This window comes from Nocardioides humi (assembly GCF_006494775.1).
Lineage (GTDB): Bacteria > Actinomycetota > Actinomycetes > Propionibacteriales > Nocardioidaceae > Nocardioides > Nocardioides humi.
The window spans coordinates 5198299-5221871 of the sequence record NZ_CP041146.1 but is presented as its reverse complement, the minus strand read 5'-3'; the positions used below and the strand labels follow the sequence as shown (position 1 = coordinate 5221871).

Below are 23573 nucleotides of genomic sequence, written 5' to 3'. Positions count from 1 at the left end.
GGCTCATCCTTACCTCAGAGTTGCGCCGACCCGGCGCGTCCTTACCTGCCTACAGGTAAGGACGCGCCGGGTCGGCGTCATTCGCGGGTAAGGATGAGCCGGGTCGGGCTAGGCCAGGGCGACCACGCCGAGCTCGGCGGGAGCGACGAGCAGCGGGTTGGCGGGGAGGACCCGGACGGTGTAGCCGAAGGGGCCGGAGCGGCCGAGGGCGACCTCGCCGTCGAAGCGGTGGCGGCCGCCGTCGTACGACTCGACCAGCGACAGCGGTACGACGGACGCGGCGACGATCTCGTCCTCGGCGTCGACCCGGCCGTGGACGAGCTGGACCTCGACGTCGTGCGGGGACAGCTCGCCGAGGGCGACATAGGAGCGGACGCGGAGGACGGCACCGACCTCGGCGACGTCGCCGATGCCCTCGGCCTCGACGTGCTCGACCCGGACGCCCTCCCAGGCGGAGCGGACGCGGGCCTTCCAGGAGGCGAGATCGCGGGCGCCGTTCTCGACGGCGGCCAGCGCCCGGGCGTTGCGGGCGGCGGGGGCGTAGAGCTGCTCGACGTAGTCGCGGACCATCCGGGTGGCGAGCACCTTGGGCCCGAGGTTCGCCCAGGTGGCGCGAAGCATCTCGACCCAGCCGGCGGGGACGCCCTCGTGGTCGTGGTCGTAGAACCGCGGCGCGACCTCGTTCTCGATCAGGTCGTAGAGGGCGGCGGCCTCGAGGTCGTCGCGCTTGTCGGAGTAGTCCTCCAGACCGTCGGCGGACGGGATCGGCCAGCCGAACTCCGGCTCGTACCACTCGTCCCACCAGCCGTCGAGGATGGACAGGTTGAGGCCGCCGTTGAGCGCGGCCTTCATGCCCGACGTACCGCAGGCCTCGTAGGGCCGCAGCGGGTTGTTGAGCCACACGTCGCAGCCGGGGTACAGCGGCTGCGCGAGCGCGATGTCGTAGTTGGGCAGGAACACGATCCGGTGCCGCACGTCCTCGGCGTCGGCGAAGCGGACCAGCTCCTGGATCAGCCGCTTGCCGCCGTCGTCGGCCGGGTGCGCCTTGCCGGCGACGACGAGCTGCACCGGGCGCTCGGGGTGCAGCAGCAGCGCCTTGAGCCGCTCCGGATCGCGCAGCATCAGCGTGAGTCGCTTGTACGACGGCACCCGGCGCGCGAAGCCGATCGTCAGCACGTCGGGGTCGAGGGCGTCGTCGATCCAGCCGAGCTCGGCGGGCGAGGCGCCGCGCTTCTCCCAGGACTTGCGCAGCCGGCGGCGGGCGTCGTCGACCAGCCGCTCGCGCAGCAGCCGCTTGGTGCGCCACACGTCGGAACCGGGCACCTTGTCGAAGGCGGCCCAGAACGCGGCGGCGTCGTCGCCGTCGTAGTCCGCGCCCTGTGCCTGCGCGAGGGCGGCGACCTCGGGCGCGACCCACGTGGGCGCGTGCACGCCGTTGGTGATCGAGGTGATCGGCACCTCCGCCTCGTCGAAGGCCGGCCACAGCCCGTTGAACATGCCGCGGCTGACGTGGCCGTGGAGCTGGGACACGCCGTTGGCGCGCTGGGCCAGGCGGAAGCCCATGACCGCCATGTTGAAGACGCCCGGGTCGCCGCCGTCGTAGTCCTCGGCGCCGAGCGCGAGCACCTGGTCGACGGGTACGCCGGGCGTGGCGCCGTGCTCGCCGAGGTACTGCTCGACCAGCGTCCGCGGGAACCGGTCGATACCCGCCGGCACCGGCGTGTGGGTGGTGAAGACGGTCGACGCGCGACCGGCCTCCAGGGCGGTGGCGAAGTCCACGTCGCCGTCGGCGGTGAGCTCGCGGATCCGCTCCACGCCGAGGAAGCCGGCGTGGCCCTCGTTGGTGTGGAAGACCTCGGGTGCGGGCGCGCCGGCGATCCGGGAGTACGCGCGCAGGGCCCGCACGCCGCCGACGCCGAGGAGCAGCTCCTGGCGCAGCCGGTGCTCGGTGTTGCCGCCGTAGAGCCGGTCGGTGATCAGCCGGTAGGCCTCGGGGTTCTCCTCGAGGTCGGTGTCGAGCAGCAGCAGCGGCACCCGGCCGACGCCGGCCACGAAGACCCGGGCCAGCAGGTCCGGGCCGTCGGGCATCCGGATCGCGATCGTCGTACGGCTGCCGTCGGGCTCGTGGAGCAGCGACAGCGGCAGCCCGTCGGGGTCGAGGACCGGGTAGCTCTCCTGCTGCCAGCCGTCGCGCGAGAGCGCCTGCTTGAAGTAGCCGTGCCGGTAGAGCAGCCCCACGCCCACGATCGGCACGCCCAGGTCGCTGGCGGCCTTGAGGTGGTCGCCGGCGAGGATGCCGAGGCCGCCGGAATACTGCGGCAGCACGGCGGTGATGCCGTACTCCGGAGAGAAGTACGCGATCGACGCCGGCCAGATGCGGTCCGGCTCGGCGGCCTGGGCGCGCTGGTACCACCGGTCCTCGGCGAGGTACGACGCCAGGTCGGCGCGCACGTCCGCGACGCGTCGTACGTAGTCCTCGTCGGCGACCAGCTCGGCCCAGCGCTCGGCGCTCACCTCGCCGAGCAGGCGCACCGGGTCGTGGCCGACCTCCCGCCACCGGGCGGGGTCGACCGCCTCGAAGAGCGCCTGGGTCGGCGGGTGCCACGACCAGCGCAGGTTGGCGGCGAGCTCACCCAGCGAGGCGAGCGCGTCGGGCAGGACGGGGCGGACCGTGAACCTCCGGATCGCACGCATGGACCGACGGTAGCCAATCGGACTTGAACGATCCAATAGCGGGTCCGTCCGACCTCGCGGGAGGCGGGGTAGATGTGACGCAAGGTTCCGCGTAACGCGACCGTGCTCCGCTCCGTTGTCCCGGTACAGACGGGCGGGGTGGAGTCATGGGGGCCGCCTCGCCCGTCGTCTGTCTGGGCCGAGCGTGTCGCTCGTCCCTCGCTCCCTGCGCCTCCTCGCCCGGCGTTCCCGCCGCAGCCTCAGCGGGGGGCGTAGTCGAACATCTGATCGCCCTCCGAGCCGTGGATGCTCGCGTTGAACGACAGGATCACCCGCTCGCGGGCGCCGCCGTAGGCCATCGCCTGGTGCATCAGCCAGGACGGGAAGACCAGCAGCTGGCCGGCGACCTGGTCGACGTCGAGGTGGGACTGCTGCAGGTAGGCGTTCCCGACGTCGACGAAGGCGCCGCCCATGGTGGTGAAGTGCGGGCCGTACAGGCGGGTGACGCCGTTCGCGGCGCCGTACACGGGGTGGTCGGTGCGCTCGGAGGGCGGGTCGATCTGGACGATGTAGACGCCGGACCACGAGCAGTTCCCGTGGGTGTGGACGTCGTGGGCGGCGCCGTCGCGGGCGGCCTGGAACCACAGGCCCTCGAGGCTGACGGTCAGCTCGCGGACCCGCCCGGCCCAGTGGTCGAGGTTGACCTGCTCGACGGTCTGGGCGATGCCGTTGACGACGAACTGGACCAGCCGGCTCCAGCCGTCGAGCTTCACCCGCTGGAGGAGGTCGTCGTCGCTGGCGAAGAACGGCCCGCCGGGCTCGACGCCGCGCTGGCGCTCCTGGTCCTCGCGGATCGAGGACAGCTCCTCGACGAGCAGTGGGTTGAAGGCGGCGGCGGCGTCGTACCGATGGATCCCGATCGGCGTGGGCCAGAGCAGGTGCAGGCCGGTGGACAGCCCGGGCAGTTCGGTCATGAGCAAGACGTTAAGACGCCCTCCCCCACCGTCAAGTGCTGCCTTAGGTTCGGCTTGTGTACGAGATCTCCGTGAGTGTGGACGCCTGCGTACGCGCGGGCACGCGAGCCGACGTGCTGTGGGTCGTCAGCGGCGCCGAGGAGGTGGGTGGCGACCCCAACGGCGCGCTCGTCCTGACCGCGGGCGGCGGCCGGATGGGCAGCCTGCTGTCCGGCGCGCTCGACGACCAGGCGGCAGGGCTGACGGCGGGCGGCGTCAGCAGCCGCCTGGTCGAGCTCGAGGTGGACACGCTCGGCGCACTGGTGTCCGGCGTGCCCGAGGGCGCTCGGGTCCGCGCGCTGCTCGCCCCGGCGGCCGACTTCCCCGCAGGCTTCTGGGGGAGGCTGTGGGCAGGAGCGCCGCTGTGCCTGGTCACCCACCTCGACGGCGACCGGATCACCGGCATCGAGTTCCACGAGGAGGCGGAGGTCGCCGACCTCGGGAGGACGTCGCCCGGTTCTTCTCCCGGGGTACGACGGGCTCGCGGGTCGAGGCCGACCGGGTCGTGACCGCGCTGTGGCCGGTGCCCCGACTGGCCCTGGTCGGTGGCGGGCCGATCCTCGAGGCCGTGGAGCAGTCTGCGGGCCTGCTGGGCTGGCAGGTGCTCCGCTTCGGCAGTCCGGGCGAGGCCGCGCCCCTGTTGCTCGGTCTCGGCGCCCTCGATGCCGTCCTGGTGGCCAGCCACGACCTCACCGCGGCCGGGAACGCACTCAGCGCCGCGCTCTCCGGCAGCGCGGGATATGTCGGTGCGCTGGGAACCCCAGCCATGAACCGGGCCCGGCTGGAGTGGCTCTCCTCGCGCGGCGTCGAGGGCCTCGACCGGATCCACGGTCCTGCCGGCCTGGACCTCGGCGCCCGCAAGCCGGCCGAGGTGGCGCTGGCGGTGCTCGCCGAGGCGCTCGCCGTACGGTCCGGGCACACCGGGCGCTCTCTCCGCGACCTGGCGGAGGCCGACTCAGGCCTTCCTTAACTGCCCATGGAGCCCCGGTCCCGGGCGACCTAGTCTGGAGGGACCGACCGAGAGGAGCTGTGATGACCGGCGAGACGAGTCGCGAGGAGAGCGCCGCAAGCGTGCTCCGCTCCATCTGGCAGGTCGACGAGTCCGCCGCCACCGACGTGGACGAGCTGTGCGGCAACTCCGGGATCTGTCGCAACATGAAGGACGTGAGCTTCGAGGACATGGTCGGGCAGGGCACCGACCTGCGTACGGCGTGGCGTGAGCAGCTCGCCCGCGACGGCAAGCTGGACACCTCGGCCGGCACCATCGGCGATCTGGTCGCGGGCCGGCGGTGAGCGGGCCGGTCGCCGAGCTCACCGACAGGCTGCAGGGGGTCGGCTATCTCGCCGACCGCGGACTCGCGACCGCCGCGCATGTGGCGTTGAGCCTGGGCCGTCCGCTGCTCCTCGAGGGCGAGGTCGGGGTCGGGAAGACCGAGATCGCCAAGGCGCTGGCGACGGTGCTGGACCGTCGGCTGATCCGGCTGCAGTGCTACGAGGGGATCGACGTCCACCAGGCGCTCTACGACTGGGACTACGCCCGGCAGCTGCTGCAGATCAGGGCGCTGGGCGCCGACGAGCTGCGCGGCGAGGAGACGGTCGCCTCGCTGTACTCCACCGACTTCCTCCTCGAGCGCCCGCTGCTCTCCGCGGTCCGCGCGGGTGACGCCGCCGTCCTGCTGATCGACGAGATCGACCGCGCCGACGACGAGTTCGAGGCCTTCCTGCTGGAGCTGCTCTCCGACCTGCAGGTGACCATTCCCGAGATCGGGACGGTGCGGGCCCCCTCGCCGCCGCTGGTGGTGCTGACGTCGAACCGCACCCGCGAGCTCCACGACGCGCTGAAGCGGCGCTGTCTCTATCACTGGGTCGGCTACCCGGACGCCGCCCGCGAGCTGGAGATCGTGCTGACCCGGGCTCCCGAGGTCGCCGAGGCGCTCGCGGCCAAGGTGGTCGCCGCGGTCGGCCGGCTGCGCGGGCTCGACCTCGCCAAGCCGCCGGGCGTCGCCGAGACCATCGACTGGGCACGCACGGTCGATGTCGTCGGCGGCACCGACCTCGACGTCGAGATCGCCGGCGACACCCTGGGCGCCGTCGTGAAGGACCGCGACGACCTCGACCTGGTCCAGCCCCAGCTCGCCCGGATCGTCGGTGGCTGAGCCGGACCCGGAGGTCCTCGGCCGGGACTTCGTGCAGGTACTCGTCGGCTTCGGACGGGCGCTGCGCGACGCCGGCCTGACCCTCGGCAGCGGCGACCTGCTGACCTACGGCTCGGCCTGCGCGCTGCTCGATCCCGCCGACCTCGTCGACGTCTACTGGTCGGGCCGCACCACGCTGGTGACGCGGCGCGACCAGCTGCCGGCGTACGACGCGGTGTTCCGCCGCTACTTCCTCGACGAGCCCGACGACGACGGCGAGGACCCGGCCTACTCCGTCCAGCAGCGGGCCGAGGCCAGCGCCACCCTCCAGCTCCCGGACCCCGAGGCCACCGAGTCGAGCGAGCCCGGCGACGAGCGCGAGGCCCGGATGGGACTGATGGCCTCGGACGCCGCGACGGTGCGGCACCGCTCCTTCTCCGAGTGCACGCCCGAGGAGCTGCTCGCCCTGCGCCGGCTGATGCGCCGGATCCGCCTGGTCCCGCCGCGGCGCCGGTCCCGACGTACCCGGCCCGCGGGCTCCGGTCCCCGCCCGGACCTGCGCCGGGTCGTGCGCACGGCGGTACGACACCACGGTGAGCTCGACGAGCTCGCCTGGCGGCGCCGCCGGCTGCGCAACCGGCCGCTCGTGCTGGTCCTCGACGTCTCCGGCTCGATGGCCGACTACTCCCGCGCCCTGCTGCAGTTCGCCCACGGCACCAGCCACGCCTCCCGCAAGGTCGAGGTGTTCTGCTTCGGCACCCGGCTCACCCGGATCACCCGCCAGCTGGAGCACCGACGCCCGGACGACGCGCTGCGCGCTGCCGCCGCACAGGTGGTCGACTGGGAGGGCGGGACCCGGATCGGCGACTCCCTGGCCGCCTTCGTCCGCGACTACGGCCGCCGCGGGATGAGCCGCGGCGCGGTCGTCGTGATCTGCTCCGACGGCCTCGACCGCGGCGACCCGGCCGTCCTGGACGGTGCGCTGCAGCGGCTGTCGCGACTGTGCCACCGGATCGTCTGGCTCAACCCCCACAAGGGCGACCAACGGGACTTCGTGCCGAGCACGCTGGGCATGATGGTCGCGGCGCCGTACGTCGACGAACTGCTGTCCGGGCACGACCTGGCCAGCCTGGAGGAGCTCGCCGCGGTGCTGCCGCGGCTGCGGTGAGCACGGAACGAGAGGATGACCATGACCGAGGTGAGCTGGAGCGTCGCGATCGAGGCGACGGGCGACCGCGCGCTGAGCCGTGAGGAGATCGTCGAGCTCGCCGATGCCGTCGCCCGGTACGACGGCGTCGCCTCGGGCATCGGGAGCACGACGTACGGCGTGCAGATCGTCGTCCAGGCCGCCACCCGCGACGACGCGGCCGAGCGGGCGCGGGAGGTGTTCGCGGAGGCGGTCGGCCGGTCCGGGCTGCCGCCGTGGCCGATCTCGCGGATCGCGACGCCGCTGAGCGAGGCCGACGAGCTCGAGGAGCTGGTCCAGGTCGACGAGCAGCCAGGACGGGCCTGAGGCATGATCCGGCTGGGCTCGCTCGCGGGCTACTCCTTCGAGGGGCCTCGGGTGCTCGCGGGCTGGACGCCGCCGGCCGTGCCCGCGGTCTACGCGGTGTTCTACCCCACCGATCCCGGAACCGAGCGACTCGCCGTCTGCTACGTCGGGCACAGCGCCGACCTGAGCACCGAGGGGTTCCCGTTCCGGCACCCTGCCGCCGCCTGCTGGATCTCCCGCACCAGCAGCAGGTTCGACCTGCGGATCGCGACCTTCGAGGTCCCGGGCGGCACGGCGGCGCACCGCGAGCAGATCGTGCAGGAGCTGGTCGCGGTCTACCACCCGAGCTGCAACGAGCAGCAGTACGACCAGGCGTGGGAGCCCCACTGGATCGGCGAGTATCAAGCCCCGAACACGACCGGGCCGCTCACCACGGGTCTCACGCCGGGACAGGGTCGGCGTGAGACCGGTGACGGCAGCTCCGGGACGGGAGGCTCAGGCGCCTGAGCGGTGCGCTCCGTGGCTGGCCCCGACGGGCACGCCCGCGGGCCGGTACCCGACGCCGTCGTGCAGCCGCGAGCGGCGGGTGCCCGACGCCGGCCGGGCGGGCAGACGGTCGTCCGGGTCCGGGTCCCGACGCGGCGAGACCCCGGTCACGATGCCCTCGGCGAAGCCGTAGAGCAGCGGCAGTGCGCCGGCGACGACGCCGCCGGTGCGGTTGATGTGCTCGAGGCCGGGGCGGATCGGCTCGGCGTTGGCCTTGATCCGGCGGACCAGCTCGGCGCACTCCTCCAGCAGGTCCGCGATGCGGGTCAGCTGGCTGCCGACGACGAAGAGGTAGCCCGCCAGCACAGCGATCAGGGCGACGATGACGATGACGCTCCACAGGACCATGGCTCAGGCCCTCACCTTCTCGTAGACGCGGCCGAGGAACAGGTGGTGCTTGAGTCCCTCGCCGAGGACGGCCTCGACGCCGTCGGCGGTCTCGGCGATCAGCGCGGTGTCCTCGGTGTTCTCGGCGGCGGCGCGCAGCTTGTCGCGCACCGTCGTGACCCGTTGCTCGATGGTGCGGACCAGCAGCACCAGGATCGTGAGCAGGGCGGCGACGGCCAGCACGACCACGAACCCGCCCACGATGGCGCCGGTCCACAGGTTCCTCTCGGTGTCGGTCAGCAGCACGCTGACCTCGGGTACGGCCATGTCAGCCTCCCAGCCTCTCTCGTCCGCGGCGCAGCCCGGCGACGATGACGCCGGCGTGCTCGATGGTGACCCGCAGGCCCGCCAGCCCTGCGGTGTTGGTGACGGACTCGGCCAGCGAGTCGTCGATGTCGCCCGCCTGTGTCCCGATCCGCCGCGCGAGCAGCAGGATCGGCACGACCAGCGCGACGACGACGAGCACGACGACGATCGCGATGACGTAGCCGAGCGTCCAGCCTGCGGTGGAGCTCATCGGTCGGTCCTCCTCGACATCAGATGGCCTCGGTGAAGTCGCGGACCGGCTTGAGGCTGGCGTTGACCGACGGGACGACGGTCGGGACGGTCCGGGTGCGCTCGGCGATCACGCGGACGCCGCCGATGACGCCGTCGAGAGTGGCCGCGGTGGCGCGCAGGTGGAAGATCACCCGGATCAGGCCGAGGGCGGCGGCCGCGATGATCAGGGTGGCGAGGATCAGGGTGACCCAGGCGACGAGTGGCATGTCCGGTCCCTCCTCAGCCCAGCAGCTTCGCGACGGACGAGCCGTAGCGGGCAGCGCCCACCGCGACCTCGTGCACCGTGCGGTCGGTCGTGGCGAGCTGCTCGGGTACGCCGTCGAGCTCGCCGGCCAGTGCTCCCCCGCCCGCGAGGATGTCGTCGGAGGCGCCACGGATCCGCTCGAGGGCGGCGAGCACCCGGTTGAGCAGGGCCACCAGGATGGGCACCACGGCCACCAGCAGCAGGATGTTGCCGATCCACCACAGCATCAGGATCTCCTTCGGTCGGGCATGCTGATCACTCCTCGTCAGCGCGGCTGGGGCTGGTAGGGCAGGAAGAAGCGCCGGAACACACGCATCAACGCGAGCTTGGCGGCGGCCACGCCGATGGCGAGGCCGCTCGCCGGCCTGGCCGTCATGTTCGACACGTCCTCGCCGCGGTCGATGGCCTCGATGCGCCGCTGGGCGTTGTCCGCGAACTGGCCGATCAACACCGAGGTCACGTCGGCGACCATGCCGCGGCCGTACTGGGCCGCGGCGCCGGAGAGAGTCAGGTCCATGGCCATGCTCACCTTGGTGCCCTTGGGCGCGGCCGCGAGCCTGGCCGTCAGGTCCATCGACGCGTTGCCCCGGCCCTTCTCGTCGGCGCCGGCGCCGTGGATGACCAGCCGCTTGGCGGCGTCGTCGCGCTCGGTCACCTGAGCGTCGCCGTTGAAGGCCAGCTTGACCGGCCCCATGCTGATGGCGACCCTGCCCTTGTACTCGTCGTTGCCGAGATCGTCGGTCAGCTCCGTGCCGGGCAGGCTCGCCGCGACCTGGGGGATGTCGTTGAAGAACGACCACACCCTGTCGAGCTGCTGCGGGACGACGAACTCGTTCTCGATCAGCATCGCTGCACCCTCCTCGGTCCGCCCATCTCAATCCGTCCGTACCGGCGGCGCGCCGGAGACGTCGTGCCCGGTCGTGAGCGCCTCGTAGACCCGGTCCGGCAGCATCGGCATGTCGACGTTGCGGACGCCGAGGTGGGACAGCGCGTTGACGACCGCGTTGACGAAGGCCGCCGGCCCGCCCACGGTGGCGCACTCCCCGACGCCCTTGGCGCCGATCGGGTGGTGCGGGCACGGAGTCACCACCTCGTGCAGCTCCCAGCCGGGGTCTCCCAGGCGGTCGGCAGCAGGTAGTCCATGAAGTTGGAGCCGACGCAGTTGCCGTCGGCGTCGAAGGTGATGAACTGCATGCTCGCCATGGCGTAGGCCTCGGTGAGGCCGCCCTGGATCTGGCCCTCGACGATCAGCGGATTGATCCGGACCCCGCAGTCGTCGACGGCGACGAAGCGGAGCACGTCCCAGACGCCGGTCTCCGGATCGATCTCGACCGTGCAGACGTACGCCGCGAACGGCCAGGTCAGGTTCGGCGGGTCGTAGTAGGCGTTGGCCTCGAGACCGGGCTCCAGGCCGTCCGGCATGTTGGAGTACGCCGCGAGGGCGGTCTCCTGGATGGTGACGCCGCGCGCGGGCTGGCTGCGGACGTAGAACCGCCCGAGCTCCCACTCGACGTCCTCCTCGGACACCTCCAGCAGGTGGGCGGCGATCTTGCGGGCCTTGGCCTTGACCTTGCGGGCGGCCATCGCGACCGCGGCACCGGCCACCGGCGTGCTGCGCGAGGCGTAGGTGCCCATGCCGAAGGGCGCGGTGTCGGTGTCCCCCTCCTCGACCACGATGTCGTCGGCGGGCAGCCCCAGCTCGTGCGCGACGATCTGCGCCCAGGTGGTCTCGTGCCCCTGCCCCTGGGTCTTGGCACCCGTGCGCAGGATCGCCTTGCCGGTCATGTGCACCCGCAGCTCGGCGGAGTCGAACATCTTGATGCCGAGGATGTCGTACTCCCGGCTGTTGCCCGCGCCCAGCGGCTCGGTCATCGTCGAGATGCCGATGCCGAGCAGCCGGCCCTGCTTGCGGGCCTCGGCCTGCTCCTCGAGGAAGCCCTCGTAGTCGATCTCCTTCAGCGCCAGGTCGAGGCACTTGGTGTACTGACCGGAGTCGGTGAGGAAGCCGTACGGCGTCCGGTGCGGGAAGTCGTCGTCGCGGACGAAGTTGAGCTTGCGGAACTGTGCCTGGTCGATGCCGACGTCGTCGGCCGCCGCCTGCATCATCCGCTCCTGGAAGAACATCGCCTCGGTGACCCGGAAGGAGCATCGGTAGGCGACACCGCCGGGGCCTTGGTGGTGTAGACGCCGCGTGCGGCCAGGTGGGCGTACGGGATGTCGTAGGCGGCGAACGCCGAGTGCATCAGACCGATCTTGAACTTGCTGGGCTGGGCGTCCCCGAAGAAGGCGCCGTGGTCGGACAGCGTGTTCATCTTGACCGCCAGGATCCTGCCGTCCTTGCGCATCGCCACCTGGCCGTCGAGGTAGACGTCGCGGCCGAAGCCTGTCGAGATCAGGTTGCCGGTGCGGTCCTCCACCCACTTGACGGGGCGCTCGGTCAGGATCGAGGCGACGATCGCCACGACGTACGACGGGTAGACCGGGACCTTGTTGCCGAAGCCGCCGCCGAGGTCGGGGGAGATGATCCGGATCTGGTGCTCGGGCAGCTCCGCGATCAGGGCGACCGCGGCCCGGACGATGTGGGGCGCCTGGGTGGTGAGGTAGACGGTGAGCTTGCCGGTGGCCCGGTCGTAGTCGGCGATCGCGCCGCACGCCTCCAGCGGCGAGGGATGCGAGCGCGGGTAGTGCAGCTTGACCCGGGAGACCACGTCGGCCTCGGAGAAGGCCTCCTCGGTGCCGGTCTTGTCGCCGACCTCCCAGTCGAAGACCACGTTGTCGCTCTGGCCCAGCTTGTCGTCGCGGATGATCGGCGCGTCCGGTGCCATCGCCTGCTCGGGGTTGACGATCGGCGGCAGCGGCTCGTATTCGACCTGGATGGCGGTGACCGCGTCCTTGGCGATATAGGGGTCGTCGGCGATGACCGCGGCGACCTCCTGGCCCTGGAACCGGACCTTGTCGGTGGCGAGCACCGCCTGGGTGTCGTAGCTCAGGGTCGGCATCCAGCCCAGGTTGCGGGTGGCCAGCGCCTCCCCGGTCAGCACCAGCCGCACGCCCGGGATCTCCCACGCCTTGGAGGCGTCGATGGACTTGATCCGGGCATGGGCCATCGGACTGCGCAGCACCTCCATGTGCAGCATCCCCGGCAGTACGACGTCGTCGAAGTAGTTGCCCTTGCCCCGGATGAAACGGTTGTCCTCGACCCGGCGCCGGCTGGCGCCCATGCCGCCGATCTTGATCTCGTCGAGCGGCGCCGGTACCCGCGGCTGGGGATCTGCGGTCTGGGTCACTGGTGTGCTCCGTTCTGCTGGGCCCGGCCCTGCTGGGCCGCCTCGTAGCGGGCCACCGCCTGGCGCGGGTCCTGCCCGTTCTCCTTCGCGGCCGCCCAGAGGACGGCCTTGACGATGTTCTGGTAGCCGGTGCAGCGGCACAGATTGCCGGAGAGGGCGAACCGGATCTCGTCCTCGGTCGGCTCGGGGTTCTCGTTGAGGAGGGCTCGCGCGGACAGCATCATCCCGGGCGTGCAGAACCCGCACTGGAGGGCGTGCTCGTCCTTGAAGCCCTCCTGGACGGGGTCGAGCTCGCTCCCGGTGGCCATGCCCTCGACGGTCGTCACATCCCGGCCGTCGGCCTGGACCGCGAGGACGGTGCAGCTCTTGACGGCCTTGCCGTCGAGCAGCACCGTGCAGGCGCCGCAGTTGGTGGTGTCGCAGCCGGTGTGGGTGCCGGTGAGCTTGAGTCCCTGGCGCAGGAAGTGGGCCAGCAGGAGCCGGGGCTCGATGTCGGCGGTACGACGCTTTCCGTTCACCGTCACGCTGACCCGGTTGACCGGGACGTCGTCGGGCGCCGGCTCGGCGATCTCCTCGAACAGGCTGGTCATCAGGCGGCCCTCTCGGTCTGCTCGGTGAGGCCGGCGAGGATCCGCCGGACGAAGGTGTGGACGACATGGCGCTTGTAGTCGGCGCTGCCTCGATGGTCGGACTTGGGGTTGGCGATCTCGGCCGCCAGGGTCGCGGCCCGGTCGATGGTCTCGGCGCCGAGCGGACGGTTGAGCAGCGCGTTGGCGGCGTCCTCGGCATCGATGGTCGCGGCGCCGACGCCGGTGAGCGCGATGCCCGCACGGCTGACCTTCCCGCCGCTGAGCTCGAGCGTGACCGCGGCGCCCGCGGTGGCGAAGTCCCCGACCCGCCGCTCGAGCTTGAGGAAGCCTCCGACGACGGTGCCCTTCGGCGCCGGGATGACCGCCTCGACCGCGACCTCGTCGTAGGCGAGGACGTTCTGGAAGGGTCCGGTCACGAAGTCCCTCACGGGGATCGTGCGTCGTCCCTCCGGGCCCTGGGCGACCACCGAGCCGCCGGCCGCGATCATCACCGCCGCCCAGTCGCCCTGCGGGTCAGCGTGGCAGACCGAGCCCACGAGGGTGCCCCGGTTGCGCACGATCGGGTCCGCGACGAGCGGCGCCGCCGCGGCGGCGGTCGGCTGGTGCCGGGCGATCGAGGCCGAGCGCTCCATCGTCGCGTGCCGGGTGAGGGCGCCGATCCGGAACGAGCCGTCGTCCTCGCGCCGGATGTAGTCCAGGTCGGGCAGATTGTTGATGTCGACGAGGACGCCGGGGCTCGCGAAGCGCAGCTTGAGCAGCGGGATCAGGCTCTGGCCGCCGGCCAGCACCTTGCCCTCGCCCTCGGCCTCGGTCAGCACCGCGATGGCCTCGTCGATGCTCCGGGGGGAGACGTAGCGGAAGCGTCCGGGATACATGCGTTCTCCTACTGGGAGCCGTCGGGCTCGTCGATGGACAGGCGCTTGCGGGGAGGTACTCCGTCTGGGGGTCCGGTACCGCGATCGGGCCCGCCTCCACCTCGGTCGGATCGGGCCGCGGCTGCTGGTGCGGGGGCCACGGTCCCTGGACCGGCTGGCCGGCGATCTTGAGGAAGTCGACGAACTGGGAGAACGCCCAGATCGTCGGCGAGACGCCGGTGCCCTCACGCGGCGTGTTCTCGATCAGCTCGTAGATGCGCGGGTTGTCCCGGCTGTGTCCGTCGGACTCGATTGCGGGCATGACCTCAACGTCGCAGTGACGCGGGTCACCCGTCCATCGCGGCTAAGCGAACACTGATCGTGCCGCGGTCACGACCAGAGCGTGACGTGCACTGCAGGGCGGAACCGGCCGACGCCCGCACCACGGCGGCGGAGCATCGCCTGGGTCGCGCGGGGCGTCACCACGAACCTCCGCAGCTCGTCGGCGGCGGTCGAGGCCCGCTCGCCGCCCAGGGTCGCCAGGCTCCACTCCCCGCGGCCGCGCAGCAGCGGGCCGGGGACGACGACGAGCGAGTCGTCGGCGTCGGCGGACACCGCGAAGTCGACGGTCAGGGCGATCCCGCGACCACGCTTGGCCTCCTCCAGGGCGGCGGCGTGACTCTGGAAGATCCGCTGCCGCTGCTCAGGCACGGCGAGCCGCGCCAGCATCTCGGTGACGATCCCGCCGCGCTCACTGGCGGACGGGCCGAGCAGCCAGCTCTGCTCGCGCAGCATCGCGAGCGCCGGCTGCCCGGAGGCGGCGGGGTGGCCGGGCGCGGCCACGGCGACCACCTCGTAGTTGAGGAAGTGGCTGGTGGACAGCTCGGGCGCGGCGAGCTGGACCCGCGGCCCGACGGCGGCGTCGATGGTCCGGGTCACCAGCAGCGAGCCGAACCGGCTGGCGCGGTCGGTCCGGAGCTCGACCTCGAGGTCGTCGGCGCGCTGGGTGAACGCCTCGATCAGCCCCGGCGCGGCGTACTCCGCGAAGAGCCCCGACACCCCGACCCGCAGCAGGCGCCGCGCTCCCCCGGCCTGCTGGACCTCCTGCACGGTCCGGTCCTGCAGGCCCAGCAGCTGGACAGCGCGGCTGGCCAGCCGCAGTCCGCCCGGGGTGAACGCGATGCCCGAGCCGGTGCGCACGAACAGCTGGTCCCCGAGCTCCTTGCGCAGCTGGCCGACGTGGAGGGAGACCGCCGCCTCGGAGACGCCGAGCTCCGCGGCCGCCGCCTTCACCGAGCCGAGCCGGGCAACCGCCGCATAGGCCCGTAGCCGTGTCGGAGTCACGGGTTCATCCTCCTGTCGACAGGGAGACCACTAGTGTTCGCAAGGTGACGATCGCACAGTTGCGCGCCTTCGCGGCGGTGGTCCGTCACGGCTCCGTGCGAGCCGCGGCCGCCGCGCTCGGGCTGACCGAGTCCGCGGTGTCGATGCACGTCGCACAGCTGCGCAAGGAGCTCGGCAACGACCTGTTCGTGCGCACCGGGTCCGGCCTGGCGTTCACGCCGGGCGGCCTGCGGCTGGCCAGCCGGGCGGTGGAGCTGCTCGGCCTGCAGGACCGCACGGTGCAGGAGGTGAGCCGGGCGTCGCAGGGCATGCGGCTGCTGCGGGTGGGCTCGACCAGTCTGTTCGCGGAGTACGCCGCGCCGGGGCTGATCGAGGCGTTCACCCAGCGCGCCGACGACCTCGAGGTCGAGCTCAGCGTGCACCGCGCCGACGAGTTCGAGGGGCTGCTGCGCTCGCGGGCGATCGACATCGCGATCGGCCCGCCGTGGCCGACCGCGGTGCCCGGCGTGGTCCACCGTGCGTTCCTGGCCTACGACGTCGAGGTGGTCGCCGCCCCGTCCCACCCGCTCGCCGCGAAGCCGGTCACCGCCCAGGCCCTCGCCGGCGCCACCTGGCTGCTGGGGCCCTCGGCGATCGGCGGCGGCGGGCCCATCCCGGCGCTGCTGCGCCGGCTCCGGGTGCCGGAGGAGAACCAGCGCATCTTCCAGAGCGAGGCGGCCGCGCTCGAGGAGCTGACCCACACCGAGGCAGTCGCGCCCGCCGTGGTGTTCGCGGCCGCCGGCGACGTCGCCGAGGGACGGCTGGTGCGGCTGAGCGGGCAGGGCACCAAGGAGCGCGGCATCTGGGTGGCCGCGGCGCTGGAGGACGATCACGGCTCGACCACCGCCGAGCTGATGCGCTTCCTGCACACGCCGCGGGCGACCCAGGCCATGCTGCGCGGGGCGGGTGTGCCCATCAAGAGGTTCCGTCCCGCCGTCTACGTGACCCTGTGGAACTGAGCCCGCTCCTCCCCACCAGCCGGACGGCGTCCCGCAGCTCCTCGACCGTGCCGGCCGGCAGCAGCAGGTCGCAGAACGGCAGCGCGGCCGCCATCCCGCCCGCGAGCGGGGCGAACCCCGGCTCGCCGGCGCGCGGGTTGAGCCAGACCAGGCGGTGAGTCCGGCGGGCCAGTCGCGCCACCTGACGGCCGGTCTCCTCGGGCGGGTCGGCGTCCCAGCCGTCGGAGGCGACCACGCAGACGGCGCCGCGCAGCAGCTCGCCCTGATGAGAGCCCAGCAGCTCGCGGACGCTCCCGGCGATCCGGGTGCCGCCGTTGCGGTCGGTGACCGAGGCGCTCACGGCCGCCACCGCCTCGTCGGGGTCCCGGTGCGCGAGCAGGGGGGTCAGCCGGGTCACCCGGGTGCCGAACACGAACGTCTCGCCGCCGCCGTCGACCGCCGCCGCGCGGAGCAGGTGCAGCAGGCAGGTGACGTGTGGCCGCATCGACTCGCTCACGTCGCAGAGCACGACCAGGCGCCGGCGCCGGCGCCGCGGCCGCTCGCGCACCAGCTGCACCGGCTCGCCGCCCGTCCGGCCCCAGGCGCCGGCGCTGCGCCGGGGCGACACCCGGCCGCGGCGCCCCGCGACCCGGCGACGGGTACGCCGCCGTGGCCAGTCACCCAGCGCGGCACGCAGCTCGTGGCCGATCCGCTCCGCCTCGGCGGGGTCCAGCGGGCCGAGCCGCTCGTCGGCGGCGCCCACCCGGGCGCTGGCCACGGTCAACGGGACCTGGCGGGAGTCGGGGGCCGCCGGTGTCGCGGCGGCCTGCATCTCGGGCCGGCGCAGCGTCGCCCACGGCAGCTCCTCGTCGGAGACGGCCACCGGCCGCTCGCCGTACGGGCGGCGTCGCGGGGTGCCGTTGGGGACGACCCTGGGGAGCTCGTGCGGCGCGCCGGCGGCCCGCCCGGCGGCCAGGTCGGCGAGCACCCGGTCGATGACGGCGAGGTCCTCGCGGCGGTGGGCGAGCGTCGTGCGCACGATCAGGTCGAGGTGGCGGCGGCCGGGCGGCGTGCCTCCCGCGGTCGCACGGACCAGCGCCGCGGTCAGCCGCTGGACGGAGCGCAGGTCGACGGGCACCCCCTCCTCCCGGAGCCGCGCGGCGACGGCGACGGCGAGCGCGGCGAGATCGGGACCGCCGGCGGGCGCCGTCATCCGAGCCGTCCGTCGAGCACGACCCGGCGCAGCGTGTCCCGGTCGTCGACGGTCTTGGCGACCGCGCCGAGCGTCGACTCCAGCCGTGCAGGCTCGACGGTGGCGTCGACGAGGCTGTCGGTCAGGCCCAGCGAGACCAGCACCCGGGTCCAGTCGATGGCCTCGGCCAATCCGGGCTGCTTGTCGAGGTCCAGGCCACGGAACCCGGCCACGTTCGCAGCGACCAGGTCGGCGAGGGCGGTGCTGGCGCCGGGCACCTTGCGGCGCACGATCCGGGCGACCTGCTCGGGGTCCGGATAGTCGATCCAGTGGTAGAGGCAGCGCCGGCGGAGCGCGTCGTGCAGGTCCCGGCTCCGGTTGGAGGTGAGGACGACGACGAACGGCCCGGCCGCGCGGACCGTCCCCAGCTCCGGGATGGAGATCGAGCGCTCGCCGAGGAACTCCAGCAGCAGCGCCTCGAACTCGTCGTCGGCCCGGTCGACCTCGTCGATGAGGAGCACCGGCGGCGGGTCGCCGCTGCTCCGCATCGCCGCGAGCAGCGGCCGCTCCTCCAAGTACTCCTCGGTGAACAGCCCGGCGTCGGTGAGACGCTCCCCGCGCGACTCCGCCAGCCGGATCGCGAGCAGCTGGCGCTGGTAGTTCCACTCGTACAGCGCCTGCTCGGGCCCCAGGCCCTCGTAGCACTGCAGCCGCAGCAGCTCGGCCCCCTGGGCGCGCGCGAGCGCCAGCACCGCGCCGGTCTTGCCGACGCCCGGCTCGCCCTCCAGCAGCAGCGGCAGCCCCAGGTCGAGGGCGAGGTGCAGCGCGGTGGCGAGGCCGTCGTCGACCAGGTGGTCCTCGGCGTCCAGGCGCTGCCGCAGGTCGTCGGGACCGCTGATCATCGCGCTTCCCCGTGCTCGGCCAGCAGCAGCTGGTAGTCCTCCCAGGTGTCGACGTCGCGCGGAACCGGCACGTCGGCGTGGTGCTCGACCAGTCGGCGCCCCGCCCGGTCGACGAGGCGCCAGACCCCCTTGTCGCCGTGCAGGGTGGCGAGAGTCTCGAACAGGGGACGCCCGAGCCAGAACGGGTGGCCGACGCCGTCGCGGTACCGGGTCACCGCGATCGACGCGCCGCGGGCGGCCGCGACGAGGCCGTGGACGTGGTCCGGGTCGACCATCGGCTGGTCGCCGAGCAGGAGCACGAAGCCGTCGATCCCGGTGGGGAGGGCGGGCAGGGCGGCGGCGATCGAGGAGGAGCAGCCCTCGCCGTAGACCTCGTTGACGACGACCCGGGCGCCGGAGAGGTCGACGGTGGCGCGGACCTCGTCGGCCGCTCCGCCGAGGGCCACCACGACGTCCGGGAACCCGCACCGGCGCACCATGGCGAGGGTGGCGTCGAGCAGGGTGGCCCCCACGAAGGGCAGCAGTTGCTTGGGCCGGCCCAGGCGGCGCGACCCGCCGGCCGCCAGCACCAGGGCCGCGGTCCGGGCGAGCGGGTCGCCGTCGGTCACGGCCCCACCGTCAGGCCGTGCTGCTCGGCGTAGGCGTCCCGGCAGCCGGTGCGGCAGAAGTAGCGCACCTGGTCCCCGTCCTGGAGGCGGATGGCACCGGGCTCGACCAGGACGCTCATCCCGCAGATCGGGTCGACGGCGACCTCGGGCGCCGGGAGCGGGCCGCGGCCGATGGTCAGCAGCTCGGGCTCCGGCCGCGGCTGTGCGGCGGGAGCCGGCACAGCGGGCGTCCCGCCGGTGATGCCCTGCGCGTGCAGCACCTCGATGACCTGGGCGAGCACCGACACCGCGACCTCGCTCGGGGTCACGGCGCCGATCCGGTGGCCGGCCGGGCTGAACACCCGCGCCCGCTGGTCCTCGTCGAGCCCGGCCTCGTCGAGGACCGCCCCTCCCCGCACGTGGCTGGCGACCAGACCGACGTACGCCGCCCCGGCGTCGAGCGCCGCACGGATCTCGTCGACCTCGGCGCCTCCGTGGCGGGCGATCACGACCGCGTCGGCGCCCGCGAGGTCGGCGCCCGCGGTGTCGCGCAGGACCCGGTAGCCGACCTCGTCGCCGAGCCCGGCGACGGCGTGGGCGATCGGGGACTCACCGAGGACGTGCAGGACGGGTGCGGGCAGCACCGGCTCCAGGAAGATCTCCACGGCACCTCCGGACAGGCAGGGGTTGACGACGACCGAGGCGCCGGTCGACTCGGGGAACTCGGCCGCCCCGTCGGGCAGGACGCGCAGGAGGAGGGGCTCGCGCTCCTGCAGCACCTGGATGGCGGCGACCTTGACCGAGGTCTCGGTGCACTGGCCGCCCACGAAGCCCTCCATCCGGCCGTCGGCGTGGATGATCGCCTGGTCGCCCGAGCGGGCCGACGTCGGGGGCTCGGAACGGACGACGATCGCGTGCACGAACGGCTGCCGCTGGGCGACGAGCTCGTCGCGGCGGTGCTGGATGCTGGTCGGGATCATCGTTGCTGTCTCCTCGTCTGGCTCATCCGGGCGGCTCGGCGCGCCCCTGCATGGCCTCCCACACCCGGGAGGGGGTGAGCGGCATGTCGGCATGGCGCACCCCGTAGGGGGCGAGCGCGTCGACCACGGCGTTGACCACGGCGGCGGGCGAGCCCACGGTCGCCGACTCCCCGATCCCCTTGGCCCCGATCGGGTGGTGCGGCGACGGGGTCACCATCATCGACGTCTCCCACTCGGGCACCTCCAGCGCCGTCGGGATGAGATAGTCCATGAGGGAGCCGTTGAGGCAGTTGCCGTACTCGTCGAAGCTGATCTGCTCCATCAGCGCCAGCCCGATGCCGTCGGTCAGGCCGCGATGGATCTGGCCCTCGACGACGTCGTCGTTGATCCGCGTGCCGCAGTCGTCGACCGTCACGAACCGGCGAACGCTGACCTTGCCCGTGCCCGGGTCCACGTCCACGACGCACAGGTAGGCGCCGTAGGGGAAGGTGAGGCTTGCCGGGTCGTAGCAGACGTTCGCCTCCAGCGCGCCCTGGCCGTCGGGGGACGGCGGTGCGTCCGGACCGTAGGCGCGGACGGCGACCTCGGCGAGGGTGACCGCGCGGCCGGGGTCGCCCTTGACCCGGAAGGCTCCGCGCTCCCACTCCACGTCGGCGGGCGCCGCCTCGAGAAGGGAGGAGGCGACCAGCCGCCCCTTCTCCCGGACCTGGCGCGCCGCGAGCGCGGCCGCGGCGCCGGAGACCGGCGTGGAGCGGCTGCCGTAGGTGCCGAGGCCGAACGGCGTGAGGTCGGTGTCGCCGTGGACGACGTCGACGTCGTCGGTGGCCATGCCCAGCTCCTCGGCGACGATCTGGGCGAAGGTCGTCTCGTGGCCCTGCCCCTGGGTCTGCACCGACACCCGGACGACGGCCTTGCCGGTGGGGTGCACGCGCACCTCGCAGGTGTCGGCCATCCCCAGCCCGGCCATGTCCATGTCCTTGCGCGGGCCGGCGCCGACGGCCTCGGTGAAGAAGGAGAGTCCGATGCCCATCGGCTCCCCGCGAGCGCGGCGCTCGGCCTGCTCGGCGCGGAGGTCGTCGTACCCGGCCGTCTCGAGGAGCCGCGCCAGCGCGGTCGGGTAGTCGCCGGAGTCGTAGACCCAACCGGTCGGGGTGGCGTAGGGGAAGGCGTCGGGCGGGATCAGGTTGCGGCGGCGCAGCTCGGCGGGGTCGAGGCCGAGCTCCGCGGCGAGCAGGTCGACGAGGCGCTCGACGAGATAGGCGGCCTCCGCGATCCGGAAGGAGCAGGCGTAGGCGACGCCGCCCGGCGCCTTGTTGGTGTGGACCGCGGTGACGTGGCAGTAGGCCGCCTCGATGGCGTAGGAGCCGGTGAACACGCCGAAGAAGCCGGCCGGGTACTTCGTCGGCGTCGCTGCCGCGTTGAAGGCGCCGTGGTCGGCGAGCACGTGGCTGCGTACGGCGAGGATCCGCCCGTCGCGGGTCGCCGCGATCTCGCCGTGCATGACGTAGTCGCGGGCGAAGGTCGTGCTGACCAGGTTCTCGGTGCGGTCCTCGACCCACTTCACCGGGTGCCCGGTCAGAATCGACCCGACGATCGCGCACAGGTAGCCGGGGTAGATCGGGACCTTGTTGCCGAAGCCGCCGCCGACGTCGGGCGAGACCACCCGGATCCGGTGTTCGGGCAGCCCCGAGATGGTGGCCAACAGCATCCGGTGGGCGTGCGGCGCCTGGCTGGTGCACCACAGGGTGAGCCGGCCCTCCACCCGGTCGTAGTCGGCGACGGCACCGCAGGTCTCCAGCGGCGCCGGGTGGACGCGCGGGACGACCATGTCCTGCACGACGCGGACGTCGGCGCGCGCGAAGGCGGCGCGGGTGGCCTCGGCGTCGCCGCTCTCCCACTCGAACGCGAGGTTGTCGGTCTTGCCGGGGAGGTCGTCGCGGATCAGCACGGCGTCCTCGGCGAGCGCCCGGCGCGCGTCGACGACGACCGGCAGCTCGTCGTACTCGACCTCGATCAGCTCGAGGGCGTCGCGGGCGGAGTAGCGGTCCTCGGCGACGACGAAGGCGACCTCCTGGCCCTGGAAGCGGACCTTGTCGGTGGCGAGGACGGCCTGCCGGTCCTCCGACAGCGTGGGCATCCAGGCCAGGCCGCGCTCGGCGAGGTCGGCCCCGGTCACGACGGCCTTGACCTTCGGGTGCGCCCGGGCGGCGGTGGTGTCGAGGGAGACGATCCGCGCGTGGGCGACCGGCGAGCGGAGGATCGCGAGGTGGAGCATGCCGGGCAGGGTGATGTCGTCGACGTAGCGGCCGCGCCCGCGCACGAACCGCGGCGCCTCACGGCGCGGTCGCCGACCGTGGCCGTGGGTGCCCGTGGGTACAGCGTCCTGGGCCGTCTCCTGGATCGTCATGACAGGCCCCCCACCGTGCCGGCCGGCCACGCCGGCTCCGGTGCGGGCACCGGATCGGGGTGCTCCGCGGCCCACTGCACCGACCGCACGATGCTGCGGTAGCCGGTGCACCGGCAGATCTGGCCGGAGATCGCCTCGCGGACGTCGTCGTCGGTGGGCTTCGGGTTCGCGTCGAGCAGGGCGCGGGCGGACATGAGCATGCCCGGGGTGCAGAACCCGCACTGCAGGCCGTGGCACTCGATGAAGCCCTGCTGGACCGGGTCGAGGTAGCCGTCCTGCTCCAGGCTCTCCACGGTTCGCACCTCGTGGCCGCCCGCCATGGGCGTCAGCACGGTGCAGGACTTCACCGGCTCGCCGTCGAGCAGGACGACGCAGGCGCCGCAGTTGCTGGTGTCGCAGCCCCAGTGCGTGCCGGTCAGGCCGAGGACGTCGCGCAGGTAGTGGACGAGGAGCAGTCGCGGCTCGACATCGCTGACCACCGGCTCGCCGTTGACGGTCATGCTGACCTGCATCAGCCCAGCACCTCGCGCTCCTGGATCCGCTGGTACGCCGTCGCGAGAGTGCGGCGGGTGAGCTCCCCGGCCAAGTGGCGCTTGTAGGCCTCGGTGCCGCGGCCGTCGGTGGTCGGCGAGCACGACTCGGCGGCTATCCGGCCCGCCTCGGCGAACGCCTCCGCGCTGGGCGGACGGCCCTGCAGGGCGGCGGAGATGGCCGGGATGCCTGTCGTGCTGGGGCCGACCGCCGCGAGGCCGACCCGGGCGTCGGCGATCACGCCGTCGGCTCCCCCGTCGAGCCACAGCGCCGCCCCGGCGGCGGTGACCGCCCAGTCGCCGGCGCGCCGGTCGACCTTCGCGTAGGCGTTGCTGCCGCCGCGGCGGATCGGGATGCGGACCTCGGTGAGCATCTCCGCGGGGCCGACGGCGGTCTCGTAGGGCCCGCGGTAGAACTCCTCCATCGTGACGACACGCTCCCCCGCGCTGCCGCGGATGACGCAGCTGGCGTTGAGCGTCGTACAGACCGACGAGAGGTCCTCGGAGGGATCCGCCTGGCACAAGGCGCCGCCGAGCGTGCCGCGGTTGCGGACCGGCGGGTCGGCGATGACCCGCTCGGCGTCGCGGAAGATCGGGAAGTGCTCGACGAGCTCCTCGGACTCCAGCAGCTCGCGGTGCCGGGTGAGGGCGCCGACCCTCAGCTGGGAACCCGTGCGGCGGATGTAGCTCAGCTCGTCGTGCAGGTCGTTGACGTCGATGAGGTACTCCGGCGTCGCCAGGCGCAGCTTCATCATCGGCAGCAGGCTGTGGCCGCCGGCGATGATCCGCGCCTCCTCGCCGAGGCGCTCGAGCAGCCCGATGGCATCCGACACGCTGGTCGCGCGTACGTACTCCAGCGGCGCGGGAACCTGCAT

At 73.0% G+C, this 23573-nt stretch carries 29 protein-coding genes; 8 read left to right on the top strand and 21 right to left on the bottom strand.

Annotated features, from left to right (window positions below):
• Nucleotides 1-108: 108 nt before the first annotated feature.
• Nucleotides 109-2694: an alpha-glucan family phosphorylase gene (glgP, locus tag FIV44_RS25225; RefSeq protein ID WP_141006849.1), complete on the bottom strand. Its 2586-nt coding sequence runs from the start codon at nucleotides 2692-2694 to the stop codon at nucleotides 109-111.
• A gap of 239 nt (nucleotides 2695-2933) precedes the next feature.
• Nucleotides 2934-3647 (bottom strand): putative 2OG-Fe(II) oxygenase, encoded by a 714-nt coding sequence (locus FIV44_RS25220; RefSeq protein WP_141006848.1) that lies wholly within the window; start codon nucleotides 3645-3647, stop codon nucleotides 2934-2936.
• A 71-nt stretch (nucleotides 3648-3718) separates the two neighbouring features.
• Here FIV44_RS25220 and FIV44_RS30860 point away from each other — a divergent pair, with 71 nt between their 5' ends.
• The 7 genes from FIV44_RS30860 to FIV44_RS25190 all read left to right on the top strand — a co-directional run bounded on the left by FIV44_RS30860 (nucleotide 3719) and on the right by FIV44_RS25190 (nucleotide 7820).
• On the top strand, nucleotides 3719-4195 hold the full coding sequence (locus FIV44_RS30860; protein ID WP_181410817.1) for a hypothetical protein: 477 nt from the start codon (nucleotides 3719-3721) through the stop codon (nucleotides 4193-4195).
• Nucleotides 4192-4656, top strand: a complete 465-nt coding sequence (locus tag FIV44_RS30855; RefSeq protein WP_181410816.1) for an XdhC family protein — start codon at nucleotides 4192-4194, stop codon at nucleotides 4654-4656. Before FIV44_RS30860 ends, FIV44_RS30855 begins: the two co-directional genes overlap by 4 nt.
• 62 nt (nucleotides 4657-4718) lie before the next feature.
• Nucleotides 4719-4979 (top strand): hypothetical protein, encoded by a 261-nt coding sequence (locus tag FIV44_RS25210; protein WP_141006846.1) that lies wholly within the window; start codon nucleotides 4719-4721, stop codon nucleotides 4977-4979.
• The gene (locus FIV44_RS25205) at nucleotides 4976-5842 is read left to right on the top strand and encodes an AAA family ATPase (protein WP_141006845.1); all 867 of its coding nucleotides are present in this window, start codon (nucleotides 4976-4978) and stop codon (nucleotides 5840-5842) included. The genes FIV44_RS25210 and FIV44_RS25205 overlap by 4 nt, the downstream gene beginning before the upstream one ends.
• Entirely contained in the window at nucleotides 5835-6989 is a 1155-nt protein-coding gene (locus FIV44_RS25200) for a vWA domain-containing protein (protein WP_141006844.1), read from the top strand. Before FIV44_RS25205 ends, FIV44_RS25200 begins: the two co-directional genes overlap by 8 nt.
• Nucleotides 6990-7010: 21 nt before the next feature.
• On the top strand, nucleotides 7011-7334 hold the full coding sequence (locus FIV44_RS25195; RefSeq protein WP_141006843.1) for a hypothetical protein: 324 nt from the start codon (nucleotides 7011-7013) through the stop codon (nucleotides 7332-7334).
• Nucleotides 7335-7337: 3 nt separating this feature from the next.
• Nucleotides 7338-7820, top strand: a complete 483-nt coding sequence (locus FIV44_RS25190; RefSeq protein WP_141006842.1) for a hypothetical protein — start codon at nucleotides 7338-7340, stop codon at nucleotides 7818-7820.
• Here FIV44_RS25190 and FIV44_RS25185 read toward each other — a convergent pair.
• The 12 genes from FIV44_RS25185 to FIV44_RS25140 all read right to left on the bottom strand — a co-directional run bounded on the left by FIV44_RS25185 (nucleotide 7809) and on the right by FIV44_RS25140 (nucleotide 15123).
• Nucleotides 7809-8207: a hypothetical protein gene (locus tag FIV44_RS25185; RefSeq protein WP_141006841.1), complete on the bottom strand. Its 399-nt coding sequence runs from the start codon at nucleotides 8205-8207 to the stop codon at nucleotides 7809-7811. The two genes, FIV44_RS25190 and FIV44_RS25185, sit on opposite strands and share 12 nt — an antisense overlap.
• Nucleotides 8208-8210: 3 nt before the next feature.
• Complete coding sequence (locus FIV44_RS25180) at nucleotides 8211-8513, bottom strand: hypothetical protein (protein WP_141006840.1); 303 nt, start codon at nucleotides 8511-8513, stop codon at nucleotides 8211-8213.
• 1 nt (nucleotide 8514) lies between these two features.
• The gene (locus FIV44_RS25175; RefSeq protein ID WP_141006839.1) at nucleotides 8515-8763 is read right to left on the bottom strand and encodes a hypothetical protein; all 249 of its coding nucleotides are present in this window, start codon (nucleotides 8761-8763) and stop codon (nucleotides 8515-8517) included.
• Between the two features lie 19 nt (nucleotides 8764-8782).
• On the bottom strand, nucleotides 8783-9010 hold the full coding sequence (locus tag FIV44_RS25170; protein WP_141006838.1) for a hypothetical protein: 228 nt from the start codon (nucleotides 9008-9010) through the stop codon (nucleotides 8783-8785).
• A 13-nt stretch (nucleotides 9011-9023) separates the two neighbouring features.
• Nucleotides 9024-9275, bottom strand: a complete 252-nt coding sequence (locus FIV44_RS25165) for a hypothetical protein (RefSeq protein WP_141006837.1) — start codon at nucleotides 9273-9275, stop codon at nucleotides 9024-9026.
• A 38-nt stretch (nucleotides 9276-9313) separates the two neighbouring features.
• The gene (locus tag FIV44_RS25160) at nucleotides 9314-9895 is read right to left on the bottom strand and encodes an SRPBCC family protein (protein ID WP_141006836.1); all 582 of its coding nucleotides are present in this window, start codon (nucleotides 9893-9895) and stop codon (nucleotides 9314-9316) included.
• A 27-nt stretch (nucleotides 9896-9922) separates the two neighbouring features.
• A complete protein-coding gene (locus tag FIV44_RS32680; RefSeq protein ID WP_246086609.1) occupies nucleotides 9923-10138 on the bottom strand; it encodes a hypothetical protein in 216 nt (71 codons plus the stop codon).
• Entirely contained in the window at nucleotides 10132-11172 is a 1041-nt protein-coding gene (locus tag FIV44_RS33380; protein ID WP_281285764.1) for a molybdopterin cofactor-binding domain-containing protein, read from the bottom strand. The genes FIV44_RS32680 and FIV44_RS33380 overlap by 7 nt, the downstream gene beginning before the upstream one ends.
• The gene (locus FIV44_RS33375) at nucleotides 11151-12335 is read right to left on the bottom strand and encodes a molybdopterin cofactor-binding domain-containing protein (protein ID WP_281285763.1); all 1185 of its coding nucleotides are present in this window, start codon (nucleotides 12333-12335) and stop codon (nucleotides 11151-11153) included. Before FIV44_RS33375 ends, FIV44_RS33380 begins: the two co-directional genes overlap by 22 nt.
• Nucleotides 12332-12925: a (2Fe-2S)-binding protein gene (locus FIV44_RS25150; RefSeq protein ID WP_141006835.1), complete on the bottom strand. Its 594-nt coding sequence runs from the start codon at nucleotides 12923-12925 to the stop codon at nucleotides 12332-12334. Before FIV44_RS25150 ends, FIV44_RS33375 begins: the two co-directional genes overlap by 4 nt.
• Nucleotides 12925-13800 carry an FAD binding domain-containing protein gene (locus FIV44_RS25145; RefSeq protein ID WP_141006834.1) on the bottom strand — a complete coding sequence of 292 codons (876 nt, stop codon included), beginning with the start codon at nucleotides 13798-13800 and terminating at the stop codon, nucleotides 12925-12927. The genes FIV44_RS25150 and FIV44_RS25145 overlap by 1 nt, the downstream gene beginning before the upstream one ends.
• 369 nt (nucleotides 13801-14169) lie before the next feature.
• Nucleotides 14170-15123, bottom strand: coding sequence for a LysR family transcriptional regulator (locus FIV44_RS25140; protein WP_141006833.1), 954 nt, complete (start codon nucleotides 15121-15123; stop codon nucleotides 14170-14172).
• A gap of 44 nt (nucleotides 15124-15167) precedes the next feature.
• Here FIV44_RS25140 and FIV44_RS25135 point away from each other — a divergent pair, with 44 nt between their 5' ends.
• Nucleotides 15168-16121 (top strand): LysR family transcriptional regulator, encoded by a 954-nt coding sequence (locus FIV44_RS25135; RefSeq protein WP_141006832.1) that lies wholly within the window; start codon nucleotides 15168-15170, stop codon nucleotides 16119-16121.
• Here FIV44_RS25135 and FIV44_RS25130 read toward each other — a convergent pair.
• The 7 genes from FIV44_RS25130 to FIV44_RS25100 are packed head-to-tail and all read right to left on the bottom strand — an operon-like array spanning nucleotide 16078 to nucleotide 23573.
• Nucleotides 16078-17313: a VWA domain-containing protein gene (locus FIV44_RS25130; protein WP_141006831.1), complete on the bottom strand. Its 1236-nt coding sequence runs from the start codon at nucleotides 17311-17313 to the stop codon at nucleotides 16078-16080. The genes FIV44_RS25135 and FIV44_RS25130 overlap by 44 nt on opposite strands.
• Nucleotides 17310-18194 carry an AAA family ATPase gene (locus tag FIV44_RS25125; protein ID WP_141006830.1) on the bottom strand — a complete coding sequence of 295 codons (885 nt, stop codon included), beginning with the start codon at nucleotides 18192-18194 and terminating at the stop codon, nucleotides 17310-17312. Before FIV44_RS25125 ends, FIV44_RS25130 begins: the two co-directional genes overlap by 4 nt.
• Nucleotides 18191-18802, bottom strand: coding sequence for a nucleotidyltransferase family protein (locus FIV44_RS25120; protein WP_181410815.1), 612 nt, complete (start codon nucleotides 18800-18802; stop codon nucleotides 18191-18193). The genes FIV44_RS25125 and FIV44_RS25120 overlap by 4 nt, the downstream gene beginning before the upstream one ends.
• Nucleotides 18799-19761 carry an XdhC family protein gene (locus FIV44_RS25115; RefSeq protein ID WP_141006829.1) on the bottom strand — a complete coding sequence of 321 codons (963 nt, stop codon included), beginning with the start codon at nucleotides 19759-19761 and terminating at the stop codon, nucleotides 18799-18801. The genes FIV44_RS25120 and FIV44_RS25115 overlap by 4 nt, the downstream gene beginning before the upstream one ends.
• A gap of 22 nt (nucleotides 19762-19783) precedes the next feature.
• On the bottom strand, nucleotides 19784-22168 hold the full coding sequence (locus FIV44_RS25110; protein WP_141006828.1) for an aerobic carbon-monoxide dehydrogenase large subunit: 2385 nt from the start codon (nucleotides 22166-22168) through the stop codon (nucleotides 19784-19786).
• The gene (locus FIV44_RS25105; protein ID WP_141006827.1) at nucleotides 22165-22680 is read right to left on the bottom strand and encodes a (2Fe-2S)-binding protein; all 516 of its coding nucleotides are present in this window, start codon (nucleotides 22678-22680) and stop codon (nucleotides 22165-22167) included. The genes FIV44_RS25110 and FIV44_RS25105 overlap by 4 nt, the downstream gene beginning before the upstream one ends.
• Nucleotides 22680-23573, bottom strand: a complete 894-nt coding sequence (locus tag FIV44_RS25100; RefSeq protein ID WP_141006826.1) for an FAD binding domain-containing protein — start codon at nucleotides 23571-23573, stop codon at nucleotides 22680-22682. Before FIV44_RS25100 ends, FIV44_RS25105 begins: the two co-directional genes overlap by 1 nt.